Origin of the sequence: Spirosoma foliorum (genome assembly GCF_014117325.1) — a bacterium.
Taxonomy (GTDB): domain Bacteria; phylum Bacteroidota; class Bacteroidia; order Cytophagales; family Spirosomataceae; genus Spirosoma; species Spirosoma foliorum.
Map to the genome: position 1 here is coordinate 5,105,946 of NZ_CP059732.1, position 22,854 is coordinate 5,128,799.

Here is a 22,854-nt window from a genome sequence, read left to right on the forward strand (position 1 = left end):
CCTTGTTGACTAAAGTCATTAACCATTCAGTAACGTAAGGCTAAAAATGTCTTTTAAACACGTAATCGCTTCGCACAACGCTCTTCAATGGTTAGTAGCTTGCGATAAGATGTTTTAACTAAAGCTTAGAATGAAAAAGGGGAACATGAGTTTAGTAAAAAACAAGAAAGTTATCTGGCTCTGTGCGCTGGCTCCGATGCTTTTTTTAGTGGGCTACCAGAAGGAGAAAGACCCGATCGATCGCCGGATTAAGCGCATGGCTCCCGAAAAAGCGGCTCAGTTAGCGAAAGCTATTGAAGCCACCGTAACGCCCGAATTAGCAGAGGGACTTACGCTACGTTTGTGGGGAGTCGATTCGTTGGTAGCCGATCCCATTGCTATTGATATTGATGATAATGGCAAGCTGTATTATACCCGAACCAATCGGCAGAAAAACTCGGAATTTGATATCCGAAGCCACCAGGATTGGGAGATCGAGTCGAATCATTTGCAGAGTATTGAGGATAAGCGGGCATTCCTGCACCGGGTTTTATCTCCCGAGAACAGCAAGAAAAATGAATGGCTCAAAGACCTGAACGGCGATGGCTCGCATGATTGGCGGGACATGACGGTCGAGAAGGAAAACGTCTTCCGCATCGAAGATACCAACGGCGATGGTGTTGCTGATTTATCGCAATTAGTGGTCGATGATTTTCATGATGAAGTAACCGATGTCGCTGGCGGTGTGATGACCAATGGCGATGATCTGTACGTAGCCGTTGCCCCCGATCTGTGGCGCATGCAGGACAAAGATGGCGACGGCATTGCCGAAACAAAAACGTCTATTTCGCATGGATACGGCATCCACGTGGGCTTTGGCGGTCACGGCATGTCGGGAATTGAAATGGGACCCGATGGCAAAATCTATTGGCAGATTGGCGACATCGGCTTCAACGGGAAAGGGCCCGACGGCAAAAAATGGGAGCATCCAAACAGTGGTGTTGTGGTGCGCTCCAACCCTGATGGAAGCGACTTCGAAGTGTTTGCCTACGGCGTTCGGAATACGCACGAGTTCGTGTTTGATGAATACGGCAACCTGATCAGCGAAGACAACGACGGCGACCATCCGGGCGAGAAAGAGCGTCTGGTGTACATCGTCAACGGCTCGGATACGGGCTGGCGCAGCAACTGGCAGTACGGCAAATACCGCGACCCGAACAACAACACCTACAAAGTTTGGATGGACGAGCAGATGTACAAACCGCGTTTCGAAGGGCAGGCCGCGTATATCACACCCACGATTGCCAACTTCGTGAGTGGTCCGGCAGGCATGCGATACAATCCGGGTACAGCTCTGAGCCCGGCTTACAAAAACATGTTTTTCCTGGCCGAATTTGTTGGAAACCCGGCTCGTTCGGGTATTCATGCGTTTAAGCTAAAGCCTAAAGGAGCCACCTTTGAACTCGGCGAACAGAAAAAAGTCCTGGGTAATGTGCTCGCCACTGGAATTGATTTCGGACCAGATGGCGCCTTGTACGTGGCCGACTGGATCAATGGCTGGGACACCAAAGACTATGGTCGTATCTGGAAACTGGACGACAAAGCAGGCGCTAATTCGGCAGATCGTCAACGGACGAAAGCCTTACTGGCCGAAAAATTTGCGGCTCGGTCGGAAGCTGATTTAGGCGAGTTGCTCAAGAATCCAGACATGCGTGTTCGGCAAAAAGCGCAGTTCGAGCTGGTTAAACGGGGCGCTAAAGGCGCAACGATTTTTACTGCCTCAACGAAGCAAACCGATAACCAACTGGCGCGGGTGCACGGCATCTGGGGCATTAGCCAACTAACGCGTCAGGATAAACAATATGGTCAGTTGCTGATGCCCTTGCTTCAGGATAGCGACCCCGAAATTCGGGCGCAGGCAGCCAAATGGCTGGGCGATGTTCGTTACAAGGAAGCGGGCGCAGCATTGATACCTCTCTTGAAAGATTCCTACAGTCGTGCCCGATTCTTCGCGGCCGAAGCACTGGGGCGCATTGAATATGAGCCTGCTGTTCAGCCTATGATTCAATTCTTGGAGGCTAACAACGACGAAGATACCTACATCCGACATGCGGGTAGTCTGGCCCTGGCTCGTATTGGCAAATCAGCTCCCGTTGTGGCTTTAGCCAATCATTCGTCAAAAGCAGTTCGGGTTGCCGCTGTTGTGGCGCTCCGCCGTATGAGTGATCCGGGTATCGCGGCTTTCCTCGCCGATAAGGACGAGTTTGTGGTTACCGAAGCTGCTCGCGGCATCAACGATGACCTGTCGATTCCCGATGCTTTACCCGCTTTAGGAAAAGTATTGCCCAGCACACGGTTTACCAACGAAGCGTTAATTCGACGGGCCATCAACGCCAATTTGCGCGTAGGCACTCCCGAAGCTATGCAGGCACTGATCGACTATGCGCAGAAAGAAGGGAATCCGGTAGCCATGCGGGGCGAAGCACTGGAAGCCCTGAGCACCTGGGCTAAACCGTCGGTGCTGGACCGGGTCGATGGTCGTTACCGGGGAGTGATCGAACGTGATCCTGCGGTACTGAAAACAAAGACTGCTGATCTGTACATCAAGCTGTTGACGCATTCAGATTTAGCACTTCGGTTGAGTGCTATCAAAGCCATTACAAAACTCAACCTAACCGAAGCTTCTGAACCATTGTTCAGCCGGTTGACGGGCGACAAAGAAGCGGCCGTGCGCATTGCGGCCTTGCGGGCATTGGCTTCCATGAACGATAAAGAAGTCAGCAAAGCCATTGAAACGGCGCTTGCCGACAACGAAAAAAGCGTTCGGGTAGCTGGGTTGGATTTGCTGGCCAAATCGAACATGCCAAAAGATCGGATGGTGAGCTTGCTGTCAGATGTAATCAACACGCGTACGACCGAGGAAAAACAAGCGGCTCTGCTCACCCTCGGCAAACTTCCGATTGCTAATTCGCAGAAGACATTCGATCAGTTACTGACCAAACTATCGGCCGGTACGATGCCTGTCGAACTACAACTAGAACTGGAGGAAGCCATCGAAAGCAGCCATTCGCCCCAATTGGCGGCTAAATACAAAGCGATCACGTCAAAACTGTCGCCCGATGCGTTGGCGGCTTCGTACAAGGGAAGTTTACTAGGTGGAGAGCCTGATCTGGGTCGTCGGATTTTCTTCCGTCACCAAACAGCGCAGTGTATCCGCTGCCACTCCTACGATGACCTTGGTGGAAACGCTGGCCCTCGTCTAAATGGCGTCGCCAGCCGACTTACGCGTGAGCAACTGCTGGAAGCCCTGATTAATCCAAGTGCCCGTTTAGCGCCAGGCTTCGGTACGGTCAATTTGAAACTGAAAAATGGCAAAACGGTCAGCGGTATTTTGCAGGGCGAAACAAGTTCCGAAATCAAGGTAAAAGTGGGCGATCAGCCAGACACAACCGTACGAAAAGATCAGGTCGCCAAGCGAACAACCGCCCCATCGAGCATGCCCGAAATGAAGTACCTGTTAACCAAACGGGAAATTCGGGATGTAATTAGTTTTCTATCGACGTTGAAAGATGATAAATAATTATTTGTAGCGCGGTGGTGCGGCATTCCGACATCTAGTCCGCATAGCAATAGACTAAACTGTATATGTTGCTATGCGGACTTCTAGTCCGCGTTACTTCACTTCCCACTCATGCTTGCCTGCGCCAACGCCAGTAATCTTCCAGAAGTTACCTTCGGCAACGGCTTTTACGACAGCTCCGTTTTGCCACACCTGGCTTTTGGCCTTTTTACGAGGCAAATAAATTACCCCGGTACTATTGGCCGGTAAAGTAGCATGCAATTGAAACCGTTCAGGTGTGTTGTTGAATGCCACCAGGATTGGCCCGCGTAGAGTAGCCAGTTGCAACGATGCCTGCCGTAAGGTATCGGGTTGGGGTTTGATCTGAACCGTTTCAAAAGCGGGAGTCAAGGCTTCTACGCCCATTAATTTCCGCACGATAATGTTGGCCGGAGCCGCTCCCCAGGCATGATTCCAGTCCTGGTTGGGTTTGTATTTTGTATCCCAGGCTTCGGTCATGGCCGATAATAGCAGCCTGTTTGAGAACATCGGTTTAAACTGGCGGGTGGTTTTCAAGGCTTTGACCAGTCGTTGCTGATCTGTTTTGTTCAGGTTTTCCCATAGCCAGGGTGCCCGCACAAACGCCTAGGCGATATACGACGCATCCACCAGTTGCTGGCCGCCAATGTTGAAATACATATAGTCTTTGGCCGTCGAGTCGAGCGCGTTGGATAGCCTATATATGCCGAAGTGCAATTTCTCTGGAATTCAAAAATGACTCTCTCCAGGGCAGGATACTGGCGTTATTCAAGCCTTACCAATGAGAGGCCGTATACGTGATTGGCGTACCAAAGCAGTGTGTCGACTGATCGTGTATTGGTCAAAATAGCTGTGTATATACGGCAGGTATCTTCACAAACCGAGGACGCGGTGAAAGTTGTCGGAGACAGGAAAGTAGCTTTAACGAAGATCAGATAGTAACAAATCAATCTAACAATATTATTTCAGATGAGTTAATAGGTAGTCAGGTTTGAAACTTTTCAGTTTATAAAGTATAGCCTAGTAATGATAATTGCAGCAGGAAGCGGCTCGCTGAGTAGGTAAAAAGCCGGTTTCTTGCCGAACTTAATCGGTAAACGCTATGAAAACGAACATGAAAGTATTGGCATTAGCGGGCTTATTAGCTACCGCGTTCTGTACAATCGATTCAGATACTGCCACTGCACAAACACCCCGTAGGGTTATTGTTATTCCCAATACCCCACCTATGCATCAAGCACCCATAGAGCAGGTATGGGTTCCAGGGCACTACGTTCAACGAGGACGGGATCGTATCTGGATAGACGGCCATTATCAGACAGCGGCCCCTCAGTATGCCACCTATTCAAAACCAGCCCGGTATAAAACCTGGAATCCCGGTTATTGGCGGGCAACTCCACGTGGACGAGTCTGGGTCGAAGGTTACTGGAGTTATTAGATACCAATGAAAATCGGTCCTGAGTTAGCATTCAGGACCGATTTTCATTGTTGGGGATAGCCTCTGGCCTACGACATGATGTTATCCGATCTCATTGATTTTCCCTAACAAAGCGAGCAAAATCCCGTAGGGATCAAACAGCGCAATGTCGGTAGACGAAGTAATTTCAAGATCCATTTGGCGTACCATAGGTACGCGATCTATAATCAGTTGCGTACCTACGGCACGCTGGAGAAATACTACTCCATCTTAACTTAGCTACCGACGCTACGCTGTTGAGCCCTTAACAGGGCAGAAATTGGCTCAAACCATCCCAAGCCGGGGTGAAGTATGATTACAAAACCGGTCGGAGACCGGATAACGCTCGAACGTAGTCAATACTACGCCCAACTATAAAAGCCTTTTTATTGCAGCTACTTCCCCACAGAAACAGGCTTAATGCCTTCTAACGTGGGCTGTACTTTCTTAATACTATCATCGGCATTGAACTCAAGTTTGTCGATGCAGACTTCGCGGTGATAACCTGCCGACTCACCCATGTTAATGCCATCGGGGTAATTGAACCGATGGTAGACGATAAACCACTCATCGCGACCTGGTATCTGAACAACCGAGTTGTGACCGGCTCCAAAGATGCCTTTGCTCTTATCTTTCTCCAGCACCACATTGTTTGCCGGTACGGTAATCTTCCCCAATGGAGAATCGGAGGTGCCGTAGCGGACGCGGTAATTCTCACTGCGGGTATCATCTTCCGACCAGAAGAAGTAATAGGTCCCGTTCCGGTAGATAACGTAAGTTCCCTCTCGAAACGTCGCGTCTGGTTTCATGAGCTGCTGCGTACCTGGTTTCAGCGAAATCATATCGTCGTTCAACTCGGCTCCAGCCATGTAATCGTTACCCCAATAGAGATAGCTCTTGCCTGATTTTGGATCGGTAAACACATCCGGATCAATCTCCTGACCACGCGTGATTCCTTCGGGCTTTCGGTCAATCAGTGGTTTGCCAGAATCGGTGAAGGGGCCCGTTGGGTTATCGGCCGTGGCTACACCAATCTTCTGAGCCGCGGTAAAGTAGTAGAAGTACTTGTACTGCCCGTCGATCTTTTTCTCGATGATACAAGGTGCCCAGGCATTCCGATTGGCCCAGGAAACCTGCTTAGGTAAGTCCAGAATCGTGCCTTCATCGTTCCAGTCCACGAGATTGTCGGACGAGAAGGTTTTGAAAAAATTCCCCGACCATTTGTCGAAACCATCGCTGGTGGGGTAGAGATAGAATTTACCTGTTTTCTGGGCAAAGAGGATTTCGGGATCGGCGAAGAAACTACCCAGAACGGGGTTATTCGTCAGTGCCCACTGCTGGGTCAGCGCTTTTTCTTCGGCCTGTGTAATAGGGATAATTGTCCCATGACGCGGTTTAAAGTTCATCGAAATCTGTCCGTCGATCTTTTTGAAGTGCGTTAAATCGGTACTCTCCGTAAACTCATAGCGCCCTTTGGTATAAACGTCATACATCAGGACGTACTTGTCGGAATTAATCAATTTGAAAACGCTGGAGCCTTCAACGGGATCGGTGGTTTGCTGCAAATAGGTATCGTATTGCGTAAACGGGCCCGTCAGACTGGTAGACGTGGCCTTTTTGATGCCGTTTCCTGAGCCTTCGGTCTTGTAGAACAGATGATACTGACCATCTTTCTGAACGATATCGGCATCAATACAGGAGCCACCAGCGGGGTTTGTAAACAACAATTTCGGTGCGGTTTCCAGCCCCGTAAAATCAGCGTTGGCATAGGCGTAATAGATTTTATCGGCCTCGTTCCCGAAACGCATCGACCAGTAGATCATGTACTTCTTTTGCGTCGGATCATAGATCGTTTGCGGTGCCCACACCCGGTTAACGCCATTGAATTCAGCAAACGTTGCGGGCACATCGACCTTGCTGGATTTCCAATGAACCAAATCCGTTGAGCGGAGCAGCACCATCGCTACGTTAGGTCCCCAACCGTTTTTGGCCACATGCATATCCGTAACCACCATGTAGAGCGTTTTCCCATCCTGCCCCCGTAGAATATGCGGATCACGAACACCGCCAGTCGAACTGATCTCGGCTGATGGCATAATGGGTTCGTTGTAATTCAGAGCTTTATAATTATAGCCATCCTTACTAATCGCAAACCGGATAGCTTCTTCGTCGCCTGAATTACCGGTGAAATAAGCGAATAGGTAAGCGGAATAGGGTTCTTTTCGGGGTTGGTTCTGCGCTTTTAGAGAGGTAGTAAGCGATATAATTAGAACAAGCAGGTAAAGAGCGTTTTTCATTAAGAGGCTGGTTTACACATGTAACGCGGCCATCCTGTCCGCACGTTGAGGGCTAAAATCAACGACTATGCGGACAGGATCTCCGCGTTACTTACTCCGGGTCTGCAATTGCTTCAGGATAGCAGCTAATTGCTTCGGTTTGTGCATATAGGGAGATAAATCGAACAGGGACACTTTACGAAATTCGACGGGGTGGCTTTCGCTTTGTAGGGAGATGTAGCCCTTATCGAGCAATTGTCCGTCCTTCTTAACAGCGGAGTCGTAATGAATGACGTTGCCCCCTCCTATTTGTGGTTTGGCGTAAGTCAGCACCGTATCGCCTTCAACGATGTGCTTTAGCAGAGAATCGCCCAGAACCAACGCTTCGGCATGAACCCACTGATCGCCGGGATAGGTTTTTGAGTTTGAATCAATACAATGAGGAGTAAAGAGTTTGCCATCCAGCACAACGTTGGTACCGGGTGTGCAAAGGTTGGCCGTGTGCCGTTCATGTTGACCGTCTCCGCCCAGCAGTTGCATCTCCATCGAAATCGGAAAATCCTGTTTCAGGCCCATCGTTTCGGGCGCTTGTCCATGTAGCATGGCTCCACTGTTACGAATCGCCCAGCCTGGACCACCCTTTACCTGATCGCCCACGAATCGATATTCCACAACAAGCAGATAAGCCGAGAATGGCTTCTTGTAAAAAATATGGCCGTATTGCTCATCGAAGGCAGTGTACTGGTCGTAGCGGACAACCATTTTACCATCCTCAACCCGAAACGTGTTTCCGTAATTATCGTTGAGCGGGTGGCCCGTAATCTTCACCGACCAATCCTTGAGGTCTTTGCCGTTGAAGAGTTGAATCCAGTTGTCGGATTTTGTTTTGGACTGACCCAGTTTGGACTGACCCGGTCTGGACTGACCTAGGCATAAGCTAGTCAACAATAGAAAACTGATGAGTAATGAGGGTTGGCGCATGAGGGGCATGAGGTAAACTAAAAATCCTATAGCTATTTCTTAACCTTATTCTCGAATAGAAACACACCGTTTTTATTGGCAATCACGATATCGGGCTTCTTGTCGCCGTTCATATCGTGTGTTACGATGTTGAGCCCTGCACCCGAATCGTTGTCGATCACGTGTTCTTTGTAATAAGGCGCTTTGCCGGGTGTGAACTCAAACCAGAGCAAAATACCCGGATCACTGTCACCGGGGTCTCGACCGTGGTGGGCCAGAAACCGTTTCCCGGTAATGTAATCTTTCCGACCATCGCCGTTCAGGTCGGTCATGATGGAAGAGTGAGTCTGGGCCGTTGTGTTGCTCATCAGATGGGTTTTGAAATTGATTTTACCCTGTTCATCCATCACCTGTTCGTGCCACCAGATGCCCAACGCGTGCGCCGATGCGCTTACCACATCATTTTTCCCGTCGCCATTCACATCCAATATCTGCATATGCGAACAGGGTTCCCCGATATCGGCCGGATGAAATACCCAGTTCGCGGACTTTTTATCAGCAGTTCCTTCAAACCATCCCTCCCGAACCACTACATCGTTGAAACCATCCTTATTGATATCGCCAAAGCCGATACCGTGTGAGAACGTCTCTGTACCCGGAACGTTTTCCTGGCTTAAGGCAAATCGCTGCCACTCTGTATCTCCAGGTTTTACCGGCGGTTTCAGCCAGATAATCTGTTTCTTGGCCTTATCGCCACAAAGAATATCCAGCCGCCCATCACCATCGATATCAATAAAACCCGGCGACTCATTGGCAATACCCACCGAATCAGCCAGGATGTGCTTTTTCCAGGCACCATCAGTTTTGGTTTTAGGATTCTCAAACCAGAAAGCGGGTTTGCCGGGAAAGTCAATAATCACTACATCGTCCCAGCCATCCAGATTTACGTCCATTCCCAGATTCAGAAACGATTCGCTGTATTCCTTCCGTGGGTCAAACACACGCGATGGGGCCATCTCGTGGCGTGTCCAGTTGGGAGCTTCGAACCAGTAATAACCAGCCACGATATCCATCTTGCCATCCTTATTCAGATCGGCAACAGCGACACCTTCCGAAATAAAGTCCCGCGTGATCGTCGTCTTTTTAAAGTCACCATCTGGTACAACGGGTTTCGTCGATTTAGCCACGTTCGCAGCGGCATTCGTTGCCTGTTGCTGACGTACATTGAACAGTGATTTTTCCTGTCCATAAGCAGTTGCTATCCAACAGAGAGCCAACAGACCGCTAAGAATATGTCGGCTAATTATATTGGTTGTTGTATTCATGATTATCGCATCTGTTTACGATTCTGATGTTGTCTTTTAAAACGGCTGCAAGTGCACATATTTTTGTCATCCCGACGCAGGAGGGATCTCATGTTTCCTGACGCATGAGATCCCTCCTGCGTCGGGATGACAAAAATGAACTGTTTAGCAAATCTCAAAATATTACTCCTACTATTCCTCCAGCGTCTTGGCGATCAACGACTGAAGTTCGTGCGTTTCGTGCGAATGTTCCAGCTTACCGACGCGGTCATTCAACTCTTTGAGCAATTTCTTCGAATCCTCGGTACCCAGAGCACCTATTCGCTGAACTGTATAAGGTAACAATTTGGGTAATTTCGCCTTTTCGGCCATTTGGAGGGCGCGTTTCGCATCGACGGCCGACAGTGGTTCGGCGGCATACCACACAAGCAGGGGCAGGTTATGATCCTCTTTATCTTCCGATTTCTGAACAAGCGCATCCAGCACATCCCACCGCTGATTGGGGTCCAGACGAAGCATGGCCGAACTCAGATAAAGCCGAACAAGGGCTGAATTATCCGTTTTGGCCAACTCTGCAAAGCGTTTCAGGGTTTCGGGCGAAACGCTTTTACCCTCCGCCAATAACTGAATCGCCCAACTTCGGACGTAGTCACTTTCGTTCGACAGTAAGTCCGTCAGTTCTTTTTCGGTCAATCCTTTCGTGACATGAAGCGCCCAAAGTGCCCGAAGTTTACGGGTTGCATCGGGATTTTTTGCCAGAATTTCTTTCAGCGCTTTATGCACTTTTTTATTCGGGCCACGCTCCTGCAAGAGTAGTCGGGCCTGCCGAACATACCATTCGTTCGGATGCAGTTGGTAATTCACCAACCCCATATCCGATGCCTTCGCCAGATCGACCTGTACCCATTTGTCGTTTTCGTGCGTGATCTTGAAAATCCGGCCCATCGTTTTGTTATGTACGTCGGGGTTCGGACTATGGCATTGGTTCTTGTCGTACCAGTCGATGGCAAATACCGAACCGCTTGGGTCGTATTTCATGTTCAGCCATTGCGACCAGGAATCGTTCATGACCAGAAAATCGGGTTGGTGCGTGACCAGATAACCCGACCCCTCGCGAACAGGATGGTCATGATTCAGGCGAGCCCCGTTGATGTTGTTCATGAAAATATCGTTACGATATTCTTTCGGCCACGAATCACCACCCAGATAAATCATCGCTCCCGAATGGGCATGTCCACCACCCGCCGAAGCCGACCGGAAATTACCCGCGTGTGGCCCCCGTTCGCCCAGCCAGTGCACGTGATCGGCGTGGGTTTTGATGTCGTCGTAGGTGTAGGGATTGAAATGTTTACCTGCCTGCCGGAAATAGCGTCCGCCCTGAATCATCTGATACATATGCGGAATTACACAGGCCGTCACGAAGGCATGACCGTAATCATTGAAATCCAGCCCCCAGGGGTTACTGGTTCCTTCGGCAAACAACTCGAATTTCTGTGTCGTAGGATGAAACCGCCAGACACCCGCGTTCAGTTTTGTCCGTTCTGAATCGGGTGCACCCGGCTTACCGACATTCGAGTGGGTAAACACGCCATGCGTACCATATAACCAGCCATCGGGTCCCCATCGGAAGCTATTGAGGACTTCGTGGGTATCCTGCGTACCCCAGCCATCGAGCAATTTTTGGGGTGCACCGGTTGGGGTATCGGTTTTAAAATCAGTGGGAATAAACAACAGATAAGGTGCCGCACCGAGCCACACACCACCCATGCCTACCTCGATGCCACTGACCAGATTCAAGCCTTCGGCAAAGACTTTCTTCTTATCCAGGGTTCCGTCGCCATTGGTGTCTTCAAAAATCAGGATGCGGTCTCTCCCCTGCCCTTCCGGTGCCGGAACAGGGTACGTATGTCCCTCAACCACCCAAAGTCGGCCACGCCAGTCGATGGTGAAACAGATGGGTTTCACAATATCTGGTTCAGCAGCCGCCAGCGAAATTTTAAAGCCGTTGGGGAGGGTCATCACTTTGGCTGCTTCGGTACCCGAAAGACCAGCGTGAAGAACTGGGTCGAGTGGTGGCAGAATGATAATATCTTTCTGTTGTAGCTCGTTCGGGAAGGTCGGGCGGGTGGGGTAAAACAGGAATTCATCGAAGTTGATGTGCGCCCATTTGTCGTTGGCAATGTATGGAATTTGCGAAATCCCCGTCTCGTTGTCGATAATCCGAATGAAGATTTCCTGATTTAGATACGGTTTCAGATCAACGACAACGGGTTGAAGCGTAGCTCTCCCCTGCCCGGTGCTATGAAAAATGACTTTATTTGTACTTGCCTGCACGATTTCTACCCGCGTGTCCTGCAAGGCACCGCCCGAAACCCGAAAGGCGGCAAACGGCTGCGTGACTGTGAACGGAACAGACGTTAATGTCCCGGTCAGTTTATAATTGGTGGTACCGCCACTGCTCAGGAAGTACTTTCCGGCAAAGCCGATGGTCATGTCTTTTTCGTGAACGGGCGAAGGATCCTGATCAACAAGCGGGTTGGCAAACGCATCACCAGTGGCCGTCCAGTCTTTCAGCGTCCCTGTCTCGAAGTTAAGGTTCAGCGGCTGGCCATTTTTCGAGGGAATCTGACCAGCAATGGCGACATCGTTAACGTTGCCTTCCACTACCTCGAAGTTGCCCACCATACCGGCAGCCCGGTGGCCGGGAACCGTACAATAATAGGTGTCGCTTTTATCGGCGGTGAATGTAATGCTGGTGCTGGCACCCTTATCATTGATCGATTTACTTTTCAGGCCGAGTTTCTCAAGCGCGATATCATGCGTCATTTGCTCGGCATCGGTAATAGTAATTCGAACCCGATCGCCTTTGTTAGCTTTTAGGGTTGGGTTACGAGCCCCATCTTTCGAAAAGTACCCCAGCATAGATGCCTCCAGCGCATACTCACGGTCGACCTTCTCGGCATCCTGGGCTGTTGCAGCAGCTAGTTTAGCTTTGGGTGCCTGGGCCTGGCTATAGGGGTTGGGTAACGCAAGACCAACGAAGAGGCAAGATATGAGCAAACGGAATTTGTTCATAGAGATAAGTAATGGATAATGGATAATGGTTAATGAATAATGTAAAATGGATAATGAATAATGGTAATGAATAACGGACACAAGCAATTACAACCCACTGATTATCAAAGGCATTTCATTGCACATTATTCATTCTGCATTATCCATTTAGCCCCTAAAGCTCAGAAATAGTCAAGTCTCTGAATTCAACCTGGGCGATACCTCCGCTATGAATCTGGACGGCAATCACGCCCTTTGCGGGGATTTTGCTGTCCTTTTCAATATAGTCGCAGGTTTTAACGCCGTTGATATACAACTCATGGTGGTTACCCTTGCAGCGAATGATGTAGCTGTTCCAGCCATCTTCTTTCAGGATTCGCTTGAGGATGCTCAAATCACCACCCACCAGTTTTTCGCGTCGGTGTTCGTCGTACAGGTCGCCCCAGTAGCCATTACCAATGTCGGCCTGATAGCCAACTATTTTTCCGCCTTCCAGAATCGAACGATACTGAATACCGCTATTGATCATACCCGTTTTCGGATCGCCAGATAAGCGAAACAGGCATCTAAATTCAAAATCACCGTACTCTTTCAATGTATGCAGATAGGTATTCTCGGGTATTTTTTTTACCCCATCACCACTTCGAATGACACTATCTTTCACAAACCACAGCGATGCGTGCGCCGGATCGACGGTCTTCCAGCCCGTCAGCGTTTTTCCGTCAAACAGCGATTGCGCTTTTACAGTTGACTGGGCCAAAAGCGGCTGTCCATGACCACTATAAATAGCTAATATGAACGGTAGGATCAAAAATCGCCAGTGTAGATCTGGTCTTTGCCGATGATGAGTCCAGGTTGATTTCATCCGTTTAGTGGTTTCGCAGGTTTACATACTATAAAGTGTCTGTAAACCTTCTTATTACTCATCCAGGCTTTTGATAAAACGTCATCCGAACTTTTGTGGTGCCAGTAAGTTCGTCTATACAATGCTTCCAACCTTATAGGCATTACTTAGTTAGCCTCTTCCAAAAGAAGGCTGTTCATTCAAGCTATAGCGCCACAATTCCGCTATTATTTAATCCAGGTTAAGCGAAAAATAATCCTGACAATATACTAATAATGAGCAATTTAAAGGCGAGTTTAGAGTAACAATTGAACGGTCAACAGGATTTGCCATATACGTTTCAATTTATTTGTTACCATATTTTCATATTACTATCAATGAAAGCATATTACCTAACCCAAACTTCATTCAGATCAACAGTTTGTGCAACGCTAAGTATCTTACTTTCTTTACTCGCAACCCAATTATCGGCCCAAATCATTACCACCATAGCTGGGTCTACTCTGAAAGGCGATGGAGGACCAGCCATTAGTGCGGCCCTGAGTACGCCAACGGGTGTAGCCGTTGATGGAAATGGCAATCTCTTCATTGCCGATCAGGATAATCACCGCATTCGTAAAGTAACGCCCGATGGGACCATCTCTACGGTGGCAGGCACCGGAGCTTATGGCTATAGTGGCGATAATGGCCCCGCGATCAATGCTACGCTGGGTAGTCCATCTGGCATCGCGGTTGATGCGACAGGGAATCTGTTCATTGCCGATCAGAATACCCATAGCATCCGAAAAGTGGCTACCGATGGAACAATAACTACCGTAGCGGGCAATGGTATAGCTGGTTTTAGTGGCGATACGGGTCCAGCAACCAATGCCAATTTACACACGCCATACGCAGTAGCGGTCGATGCAACCGGCAATCTCTTTATCGCGGATCAGGCCAATCATCGGATTCGGAAGGTCGCTACCGATGGTAAAATCACGACTGTAGCGGGTACTGGTACACAAGGTTATAACAGCGATAACATTCAGGCAATCGCAGCTAATCTAAATACACCTTCTGGCATAACGGTTGATGCCACTGGCAATCTCTTTATTGCTGATGCACTTAATCACCGCATTCGCAAAGTAACGACCGATGGGACGATCACTACGGTAGCCGGCACAGGTATTCAATCTTTTGGTGGCGATACGGGTCCAGCAACCAATGCACAGCTAGCAAATCCTACGGGTGTGGCGGTCGATGCGAGTGGTCAATTGTTCATCGCTGATTTAGCCAATCACCGCATTCGCAAAGTAGCGACCGATGGCACTATTTCCACCGTAGCAGGCACTAATATACAAGGCTTTAGTGGCGATAATGGCCCCGCTACCAATGCTTACCTGAATAACCCTTCTGGTATTACTGTAGATGCGACAGGCCAACTTTTCATCGCCGATAAGACTAATTACCGAATTCGGAAGGTGGCTACTGATGGGACTATTTCTACTGTGGCAGGCAATGGCACGCCTGATTTCAGTGGCGATAATGGCCCCGCTATCAATGCGGCCCTGGGCAGTCCTTCCGGTGTGGCAATCGATGGGAGTGGCAATCTCTTCATTGCCGATAAGACCAATTATCGCATCCGAAAAGTGGCTACGAATGGTATAATTACCACCATAGCAGGCAATGGCTTATTCGGTTTTAGCGGAGACACTGGCCCGGCCATCAATGCACAGTTGGCTGGGCCCACAGGCGTGGCGGTGGATGGCAGTGGTAATCTGTTCATTGCCGATCCAGATAATAGTCGGATTCGGAAGGTCACTATCGATAGTAAAATTACAACTGTGGCGGGCAATGGCACCGCCGGTTTTAGTGGTGATAATAACCCCGCAATCAATGCGGCACTCAACAATCCGACAAGTGTAGCGGTCGATGGCAGCGGGAATCTGTACATCGCCGATCGCACGAATCATCGCATCCGAAAAGTAACCCCCGGCGGGACCATTTCTACAGTAGCGGGTACGGGCACCGCTGGTTTTAGTGGCAATAATAGTCCAGCTGTTAATGCAGTACTCAATAATCCTACAGGGGTGGCGGTCGATGGGACTGGTAATCTGTATATTGCTGATCGGGATAATCATCGCATCCGAAAAGTAACCCCCGACGGTACCATCTCTACCGTGGCAGGCAACGGGACTCAGGGATCAGGTGGTGACAATGGTCCCGCTATCAACGCTAACCTAAATACACCTTCCGGAATAGCGGTAGACGGCAACGGGACCCTCTTTATCGACGACACGTTTAATCATCGCATTCGGAAGGTAACTTCGGATGGTACAATCTCTACGGTTGCGGGAAACGGGTCGCCGGGTAAAGATGGGGATAATGGGCCAGCCACTAGTGCCCAACTCAATGCGCCTTTTGGTGTAGCGCTGGATGGCGGAGGTAACCTGTTCATCGCCGATCAGGCAAACAACCTTATTCGCCGGGTCAGTGCGCCAGCTAGTGTGCGTATAAACCCCTCTACATCAATAAGCGCCTGCGTTGGAAGCAGTTTCAGTCTCACAGCTACAGCCATCAATTTCACTCCTACTTCGTATACCTGGACTAGCCAGCCCAGTGGCTTGTCGGCAAGTGGTGCTTCGCCTGTTTTTACCGCCCCTTCTGTCAGTACGGCGACGACCTACACGTTGACTGTTACCGCTACCGATGGAACAACGAATGTAACAGCTAGTGTAAACGTAAGCGTCAATCCATTGCCCGTTCCTACGCTAACGGCGAGTAACCCATTGAATGGCACTCTAACCAGTGCCACGCTGACTGCCAGCGGAGGCACTTCTTATTTGTTTAGCGGACCCAGCGTTGTAAGTCAGAATTCGATATCTGGAACAGCGGTTGCCAATGTTTCGGGGACTTATTCAGTAACGGTTACGAGTATCGCTGGCTGCTCCAGTACAACTAGTGTGGCATTGCCCGGTACCGATTTAAGTCCGACTATCGATTTGCCACAGGCTAATTTCCCGATTGGTAGTACAAGCAATTTTTTGGTGAATGTTTTCGAAGTAAGCGGCTTGCCGACGTCCATGAACAATGTGGTCATCACGATCACTGCGCCTACAGGCTATACGCTTTCGTTTGACAATTCGCTGACGGGCATTATCGTATCGGGAGGTAGTGCCACTCCTGTGGAAGTAGATAATACCAAATGGGCCGTTTCGGCTGCGACGCCTGGCGTTCAGTTGACCTTAACCATTAATAGTGGTCAATTTATACCGGCTAAAGGCAAAGCTACTCTGGGTTTCAGCCTTACCCGAACAACGGCCAATTCAGGAAGTACCTCCAGTATCACGGTGAATGTCAAAAACGATGCCGCCAAAACCTATGACGGCAACACCACCAATAACGTCTACGCCCGAATTATTAATGGGCTTTAGTAGTTACTATTGGGCCAATTTATTCATTAAATAATCAGGCTAGTAAATATCTGGGCCAAGCTGGAGCTTGGCCCAGACAATTCATCTAATCTCTATCTTGGCAGGGTACTACCTACTTCCTTTCTTTGGGTCCAGCACGACATGCCGAATACGCTGACGCTTCCAGGTATACGTTACGTGGATAAGCCCATCGGCTGTTTGAATGACAGCAGGGTACGAATACTCTCCTGGCTCATTTTCGAGTACGGCCAGCGTTTTCCAGGTTTTTCCATCGTTAGAAATGGCGATATCGAGCGGTGTTCTTGGTCCACCAGATTTACCCGGTGTAGGTGCCACGGGGTTATATACTAATACCTGACGACCATCTTTCAGCGTAACCGCATCGGTGCCTGAGTTCGGGTTAGGAAGTGTTGTCTTTTGCAAAGGTGACCAGGTTTTTCCGTCATCCTTCGACCAGGTTTCGAGAATAAATCCACTTTTCTGGCTACGACAAAGGGCCTGTAGCTGGCCATTAGGATAGAACAGAACACTAGGCTGAATAGCTCCGTCGTTAACCCCATCATTAATAGCATCTGTTTTCTGCCAGGTTTTACCCCAATCGCTGGTTCGCTCGAAATGCACTCGCCAGTTGTGATCTTCTGAACTAGTCGGGCAAAGTAACACACCCGATGCCAGCAAAACCGGTTTGTTTTTGATTGGGCCCAAAATTCCCTCTGGCAGTCGTTCGGCTACCGACCAGGTTTTGCCCCCATCTGTCGATCGCTTTAGCATGCCCCACCAGGTCGATGGGCTTGGTCCCACCTTGTAGAATAGAATTAATTCGGCACCAGGTCTCTGAAACAAAACTGGATTCCAGCAAGGTAACCGCTTGCCATCGGGTTGCACGCCTGTGGCTACTTCAACGGGGGGTGTCCAGTTACCATTCGTTTGGCTGCTTACCCAAATTCCAACGTCGGGATGGCGCTCACGTGTACCACCAAACCAGGCCGTCACTAATCCTTTCGGGGTTTCGGCTATCGTTGAGGCATGACATTCTGGAAAAGGAGCCTTTTCATAAATCCACTCCTGGCGAAGGATCGCCGGATTAGTTGACTGCGCTAAACTAGAAGGGGCAGTTAACAGAAATAACACAACAAGGTATAGGTAGGGAGTTTTCATACCCCAACAATACGAAAAGCTGTAAATATTAGCTAGTCGGCCTACAAACCAACCTGCCAATCAAGTTAGCTAATCCTGATTAAAATCATGATTTCAATCAAATATATTTTCAAAAAAGCACTGGCTTCCATCGGCACATTTCTTGTATTATCCTCTAGTAAGATCTTTTCATTCATAAAAGAATAGTAAGCTTTATTGTACTATAAATCACAAAAATATGTACCAATAACACAAAAATGAATCTATAATATTTAATTAAATACCTATCCTTCTCGCTAATTAATCGAAGGAAGAATGAAAAATCCGGTAAAATTTCGGATTCGATTAGCCCCAAAAGCGGACACAAGCCGGGCCAAATACCGTGCCAAACCTAGTGTTCAACAGAATCAGCCACAAGCTGACTTTGCGCTGTTTTCAGCAAAAAACCACCCGCCACACTAAAAATAGACGTCTATGATTAACTGCTACAGACTAGTACATAAAGTCCACCGATTACAACTAATTGTCTGCTTACTGCTCTTTATTCCGACCATTACTTTTGGTCAGCTTCAACTTAACTTCCCCGTCTCACGAATCGTTTTTCAACGAGATAACTCGAATCAGGCAGCGGTTCCTTTTCATGCCGTAGCCGCAGCATCAGTTACGCAGGTTAAGGTACGGTTAGTTGTTCGTCAGGGAGGAACCACCACGGCCTGGTCGACCTTTACACCTTCCAATAATGCTGTTTCAGGGCGTATTCTTTCTGTTCAGGGAGGCTGGTATGATCTGGAAGCCGAATCTTTCAATGGAGCCGTGAGCCTGGGCATTCAACGTATTGATCGAGTGGGCGTCGGCGAAGTTTTAATTGCTTCAGGTCAGTCCAATGCGCAGGGCTTTCCGTACACAACAGGCGCTTCCGACGATCGGGTATCCTGTCTAAATTATTATGATGGTCAGATTACGGAGTCGCGCTTTCCGCTTACGTTTAGTCATTTATCGATTCCCACGAATGTTGGTCCAACCAATTCGTCCTATATCTATGGCCTACTAGGCGACAAGCTTGTTCAGAAATTAGGCGTACCCGTTCTGATTTATGGGGCGGCCATTGGCGGTACCTCGTCTCTCCAATGGCGCCAAACCGCAGAAGGACAGGTTATTCCAGAGAGTACGCAATGGGACGGTGCCGACGATTTACGCCCCTATCGAGCCATAAAGGCAACACTGACTCACTATGTACAACGAACCGGCTTGCGCGCTATCCTGTGGCATCAGGGCGAATCCGACAAAGGGAAGTCGGCATCTGACTACATCACAAATATTCAGAAAGTTATCGAAGCAAGCCGTCAGGATTTAGGCGTTACAACTTTACCCTGGATGATTGCCCGAGCTTCCTGGTTCGAAGGCAGTAACGACCCCAATATTATTGCCGCCCAGAATCAATTGATCTCCCAGGTTCCTTATTGCTATGCTGGCCCAAATACCGATGCCTATGGTAATGCCTATCGGCAGGACGGCACCCATTTCCTGCAGTCATTTTACCCTCAATTAGCCGACCTCTGGAATCAGGCACTCACGACCAGTTTTTTTCAGCAGTCGACGCCTTATGTTCTTCCGCAGGATGCACCCCGACTTACAGTTGGTATGCCTCAGCCTTTTTATCAGTATCAGGGTGGGCATCTCGTTATTCCTTTCTTAGACGAAGCCCCGGACGGCCCAGAATCGGGTGTTGCGTATACGGCCCAGTTAGTTTCTTCGACTGGACAATTCATAACAAACCTGGGCATCAACAATACCCGACCCTTACGCGTAACACTTCCGGATAACTTAGCAGCCGGAACCTATAAGACCAAAATTGTCTCGTCAGTATTTTCGTCGACGCTTAGTGCACCAATTACCGTTTTTGCGCCAACCTATGCCAAGAAAACAGGCACAGGGTTAACGGGAAAATATTACAGTGGTTCTGACACAAATGGTCCTGTTTTATATTCACAACTAGATGGGCCGTTGGATATGACCTGGTATGATAGTGGGCCTACGCCCTATATGCCCATCCGTGATTGGCTTATTAGTTGGACTGGTCAGATCGAAGCCCCAGTTACGGGTACGTATGCCATAAAAAGTAGCTATGATGATGCAACCCGAATCTGGGTCAATGGCCAACTGATTATTGATGAATTGGGTGCTCATGCTTATCCGTTCACAGTAAAAGGCCAGATTACGTTGCAGGCAAATCAGCGGTACGACATCCGGGTTGAGTTATATCAATACTGGTACAATGCCCAGATTCGCTTACAATGGGTAGTGCCCGGCACTACCCAAGCCGTTTATATTCCAAAAGATCGTCTTTTCCCAGCCTCAGCACCCGTTGCTACAGCAGGCACATCGCTCAATGTAGTGTTTCCTACACCCCGAACGGTTTTACAAAGAGATAACAACAACACTGCCCTGATCAATATCAGGGGCCTTTGCCCTGCTCAAACTGAACGGGTTGAAATTCGGGTTTCGCCAACGGTATCGGGTTATGGGCAAAACAACGATTCCTATGTCGTACTGGATAGTCAACCGAACAATGGGACTTTTTCGGGATCGGTTACGGCTACTGGCGGCTGGTATAATCTGGATATACAGGCCATTGCGCAAAGCCGCGTAATTAGTCACATACGAGTCACGCCTGTTGGTGTAGGCGAAGTTTTTGTGATTGCCGGTGAAGACAATGCACAGGGGATTACACCCAACCGATCGGTTGTATCGGCTGCTGACGAGCGGGTAATTAGTGTTCCTCATTATAATTATACCGATACGACCCGCTTACCTTTACCTCCCGCATTCAGTAAGATAACGGCAAAGGAAGCAATCGGACCGCACGGCAATACGGCCTGGTGCTGGGGCGAATTAGGCAATTTACTAACCAATCGGCTCAATGTTCCTGTTCTATTTTACAACGTAGCCTGGACGGGCACAACCGTTCGAAACTGGCGGGAAAGTATGGAACAGGGCGCTACAAATACCATAGACAATACTCAAATGCCAGCTGGGATGCCCTACAGCAATCTTAAACGAGTACTGAAAGATTATGTCTCTTTGACAGGCTTGCGAGCAGTACTTTGGCAACAGGGAGAAAGTGAATATTACTCCACTACGCCACAAGCCACCAACTATGCGACGGATTTAAAAGCCGTGATTAACCGAAGCCGGGTGGATGCCGGTTTTGCCCAACTGCCGTGGATTATAGCCCGAGCCTCAGTCGATAATACAACGAGTTCATTGTATCCATCAGGCAGTTACGAACCAGTAACCAACCGTCAGAATGAAGTAATCCAGACAACAGCCCAGGTTATGGCTGGCCCTATTACTGATACGATTCAAGTACCCAGACCCGATGGCACGTATTTTCTGGGAAGTGGCCTTACCCGACTGGCCAGAGCCTGGAACATGGCCCTAACAAGCTCTATCTGGTCGACAACAGCGCTATTGGCGCAAGCTCCAACCGTAAGTGATCTACGGCTAACGGCTGAGTCAAACAGCCGGACAGCCTCAGTTAATCAAGACATACCTTTCACCATCAACGTTATAAATGAGAGTAGTTTGCCAGCTACAAATGTGCAGGTACGCTGCCAATTACCCGATCAGTTGCAGTTCACGAGTAGTGGAACGATGAGTTACCAACAGGGAACTCTGTTAGCATCAATCCCCAGTCTGGACATTGGTCAACAAATTGCACTCGGGTTCATCGCTCGTCCCAAGCAAGCAGGTATCTATCGAATAGCCAGCGAAATCGTTCGGGCAGATCAGTTGGACCAGGACTCACGGCCCAATACCAGTATTATTAATGGTGAGGATGATGTTGCTTGGATAGATTTTCGAACAACCGAGAGTTCATCATCTGTATTTTCAACTACAGTCTCGCAAAATGCACCTATATTACCTCAGGTCGTTAATAATCAACCTTTTGGCGACCCCAACAAAGCCGATCTGAGTTTACAACTGGCCCTGAGCAGTATGGCACCTGCAACGAATTCGCCCGTTTCGGCAAGTTTGATTGTCAGAAATAGTGGTGCATTAACGGCTCAAAGTGTGCAGGTTGGCTGTCTCTTACCTGCTGGATTAGTATTCACCAGCAGCGGTACAATGACGGTGGTTAGTAATACCGTTCGTGGTACGATAGCCAGTATTGCTTCGGGTGGTCAGGCGGTACTTACCTTTACCATGACGCCTACAACGACCGGCAATAAAATAGTACAGACGCAAATCGAAGCATCCTCCTTAGCAGATCCGGACTCAACTCCGAACAACGGCTTTACAAACGGTGAAGACGATACAGCGACGGTAACGCTTCGGATTGGGCAAGTTACGCCTTAACCATAGACCGCAGATTTTCAATACTTAAACTATTTAAACTTCTCTCTACTAAGAAAATATGTAGCCCTTTGTTGTCATTCCGACTTTAGGAAGAATCTCAAGATTGACTAATGAGAAATTTGAGATTCCTCCTAAAGTCGGAATGACAGTAAACGGTTCAAATTCAACAGAAATAAGAACGTTTAAACAAAATCGCTATTGAACCCGGATTAGCTGAACGCCCAGCACCGGACGACCATCGGCCGTAACGCCTTGTACCACAACGCGTACCGTTCGCACTACGTCTGAAAGCGGAAATCGTAGCTGGCTGTGCCCCTTGCTATCAGTCTGCATGAGTGGTTTCCAATACAGAACATCCCGGTAATCGACGGCGCCAGTAATGGAGTCGGTGGCTACTTCTGTATTATAACGTGGAACGTAGAACTCACGCTGTACCGATGGGTAACCAATAAATTGAATGGGCTTCATACTCTC

Annotated in this window: 13 protein-coding genes; 5 read left to right on the forward strand and 8 right to left on the reverse strand. The window is 48.9% G+C overall.

Going from position 1 to position 22,854, the window contains the following annotated elements:
* Positions 1-130 precede the first annotated feature (130 nt).
* Positions 131-3,559 (forward strand): HEAT repeat domain-containing protein, encoded by a 3,429-nt coding sequence (locus H3H32_RS21735; protein WP_182457723.1) that lies wholly within the window; start codon positions 131-133, stop codon positions 3,557-3,559.
* Between the two features lie 93 nt (positions 3,560-3,652).
* Here the strand turns inward: H3H32_RS21735 and H3H32_RS21740 are convergent, their stop codons facing one another.
* Positions 3,653-4,177 carry an alpha-L-rhamnosidase C-terminal domain-containing protein gene (locus H3H32_RS21740; RefSeq protein ID WP_240543449.1) on the reverse strand — a complete coding sequence of 175 codons (525 nt, stop codon included), beginning with the start codon at positions 4,175-4,177 and terminating at the stop codon, positions 3,653-3,655.
* A 502-nt stretch (positions 4,178-4,679) separates the two neighbouring features.
* Between H3H32_RS21740 and H3H32_RS21745 the strand changes: the two genes are divergently transcribed.
* Positions 4,680-5,015: a YXWGXW repeat-containing protein gene (locus H3H32_RS21745; RefSeq protein WP_182457724.1), complete on the forward strand. Its 336-nt coding sequence runs from the start codon at positions 4,680-4,682 to the stop codon at positions 5,013-5,015.
* Positions 5,016-5,428: 413 nt separating this feature from the next.
* Here the strand turns inward: H3H32_RS21745 and H3H32_RS21750 are convergent, their stop codons facing one another.
* From H3H32_RS21750 to H3H32_RS21770, 5 genes are all read right to left on the reverse strand, one after another.
* Positions 5,429-7,330, reverse strand: coding sequence for a glycoside hydrolase family 43 protein (locus H3H32_RS21750; RefSeq protein ID WP_182457725.1), 1,902 nt, complete (start codon positions 7,328-7,330; stop codon positions 5,429-5,431).
* A gap of 87 nt (positions 7,331-7,417) precedes the next feature.
* Positions 7,418-8,290 (reverse strand): 3-keto-disaccharide hydrolase, encoded by an 873-nt coding sequence (locus H3H32_RS21755; RefSeq protein ID WP_182457726.1) that lies wholly within the window; start codon positions 8,288-8,290, stop codon positions 7,418-7,420.
* Between the two features lie 32 nt (positions 8,291-8,322).
* Positions 8,323-9,594, reverse strand: a complete 1,272-nt coding sequence (locus H3H32_RS21760) for an FG-GAP repeat domain-containing protein (protein ID WP_182457727.1) — start codon at positions 9,592-9,594, stop codon at positions 8,323-8,325.
* A 171-nt stretch (positions 9,595-9,765) separates the two neighbouring features.
* Positions 9,766-12,648, reverse strand: coding sequence for a PVC-type heme-binding CxxCH protein (locus H3H32_RS21765; protein ID WP_182457728.1), 2,883 nt, complete (start codon positions 12,646-12,648; stop codon positions 9,766-9,768).
* Positions 12,649-12,802: 154 nt separating this feature from the next.
* Complete coding sequence (locus tag H3H32_RS21770; protein WP_182457729.1) at positions 12,803-13,492, reverse strand: 3-keto-disaccharide hydrolase; 690 nt, start codon at positions 13,490-13,492, stop codon at positions 12,803-12,805.
* A 356-nt stretch (positions 13,493-13,848) separates the two neighbouring features.
* On the opposite strand from H3H32_RS21770, the gene H3H32_RS21775 reads away from it, so the two are divergent.
* Complete coding sequence (locus tag H3H32_RS21775; protein WP_182457730.1) at positions 13,849-16,884, forward strand: NHL repeat-containing protein; 3,036 nt, start codon at positions 13,849-13,851, stop codon at positions 16,882-16,884.
* A 108-nt stretch (positions 16,885-16,992) separates the two neighbouring features.
* Here H3H32_RS21775 and H3H32_RS21780 read toward each other — a convergent pair whose 3' ends face one another.
* Positions 16,993-18,042 carry a sialidase family protein gene (locus H3H32_RS21780; RefSeq protein ID WP_182457731.1) on the reverse strand — a complete coding sequence of 350 codons (1,050 nt, stop codon included), beginning with the start codon at positions 18,040-18,042 and terminating at the stop codon, positions 16,993-16,995.
* Positions 18,043-18,336: 294 nt separating this feature from the next.
* Between H3H32_RS21780 and H3H32_RS21785 the strand changes: the two genes are divergently transcribed.
* Entirely contained in the window at positions 18,337-18,483 is a 147-nt protein-coding gene (locus H3H32_RS21785; RefSeq protein WP_182457732.1) for a hypothetical protein, read from the forward strand.
* A gap of 12 nt (positions 18,484-18,495) precedes the next feature.
* Entirely contained in the window at positions 18,496-22,380 is a 3,885-nt protein-coding gene (locus H3H32_RS21790) for a sialate O-acetylesterase (protein WP_182457733.1), read from the forward strand.
* A 195-nt stretch (positions 22,381-22,575) separates the two neighbouring features.
* Here H3H32_RS21790 and H3H32_RS38050 read toward each other — a convergent pair whose 3' ends face one another.
* Entirely contained in the window at positions 22,576-22,848 is a 273-nt protein-coding gene (locus H3H32_RS38050; RefSeq protein ID WP_309547101.1) for a hypothetical protein, read from the reverse strand.
* Positions 22,849-22,854 lie beyond the last annotated feature (6 nt).

What these genes read in the sequence shown, in the direction of transcription:
- H3H32_RS21735 (WP_182457723.1), top strand. Translation starts at nt 131, where the DNA reads ATGAAAAAGGGGAACATGAGTTTAGTAAAAAACAAGAAAGTTATCTGG.
- H3H32_RS21745 (WP_182457724.1), top strand. Translation starts at nt 4,680, where the DNA reads ATGAAAACGAACATGAAAGTATTGGCATTAGCGGGCTTATTAGCTACC.
- H3H32_RS21750 (WP_182457725.1), bottom strand. Translation starts at nt 7,330, where the DNA reads ATGAAAAACGCTCTTTACCTGCTTGTTCTAATTATATCGCTTACTACC.
- H3H32_RS21755 (WP_182457726.1), bottom strand. Translation starts at nt 8,290, where the DNA reads ATGCGCCAACCCTCATTACTCATCAGTTTTCTATTGTTGACTAGCTTA.
- H3H32_RS21760 (WP_182457727.1), bottom strand. Translation starts at nt 9,594, where the DNA reads ATGAATACAACAACCAATATAATTAGCCGACATATTCTTAGCGGTCTG.
- H3H32_RS21765 (WP_182457728.1), bottom strand. Translation starts at nt 12,648, where the DNA reads ATGAACAAATTCCGTTTGCTCATATCTTGCCTCTTCGTTGGTCTTGCG.
- H3H32_RS21770 (WP_182457729.1), bottom strand. Translation starts at nt 13,492, where the DNA reads ATGAAATCAACCTGGACTCATCATCGGCAAAGACCAGATCTACACTGG.
- H3H32_RS21775 (WP_182457730.1), top strand. Translation starts at nt 13,849, where the DNA reads ATGAAAGCATATTACCTAACCCAAACTTCATTCAGATCAACAGTTTGT.
- H3H32_RS21780 (WP_182457731.1), bottom strand. Translation starts at nt 18,042, where the DNA reads ATGAAAACTCCCTACCTATACCTTGTTGTGTTATTTCTGTTAACTGCC.
- H3H32_RS21785 (WP_182457732.1), top strand. Translation starts at nt 18,337, where the DNA reads ATGAAAAATCCGGTAAAATTTCGGATTCGATTAGCCCCAAAAGCGGAC.
- H3H32_RS21790 (WP_182457733.1), top strand. Translation starts at nt 18,496, where the DNA reads ATGATTAACTGCTACAGACTAGTACATAAAGTCCACCGATTACAACTA.
- H3H32_RS38050 (WP_309547101.1), bottom strand. Translation starts at nt 22,848, where the DNA reads ATGAAGCCCATTCAATTTATTGGTTACCCATCGGTACAGCGTGAGTTC.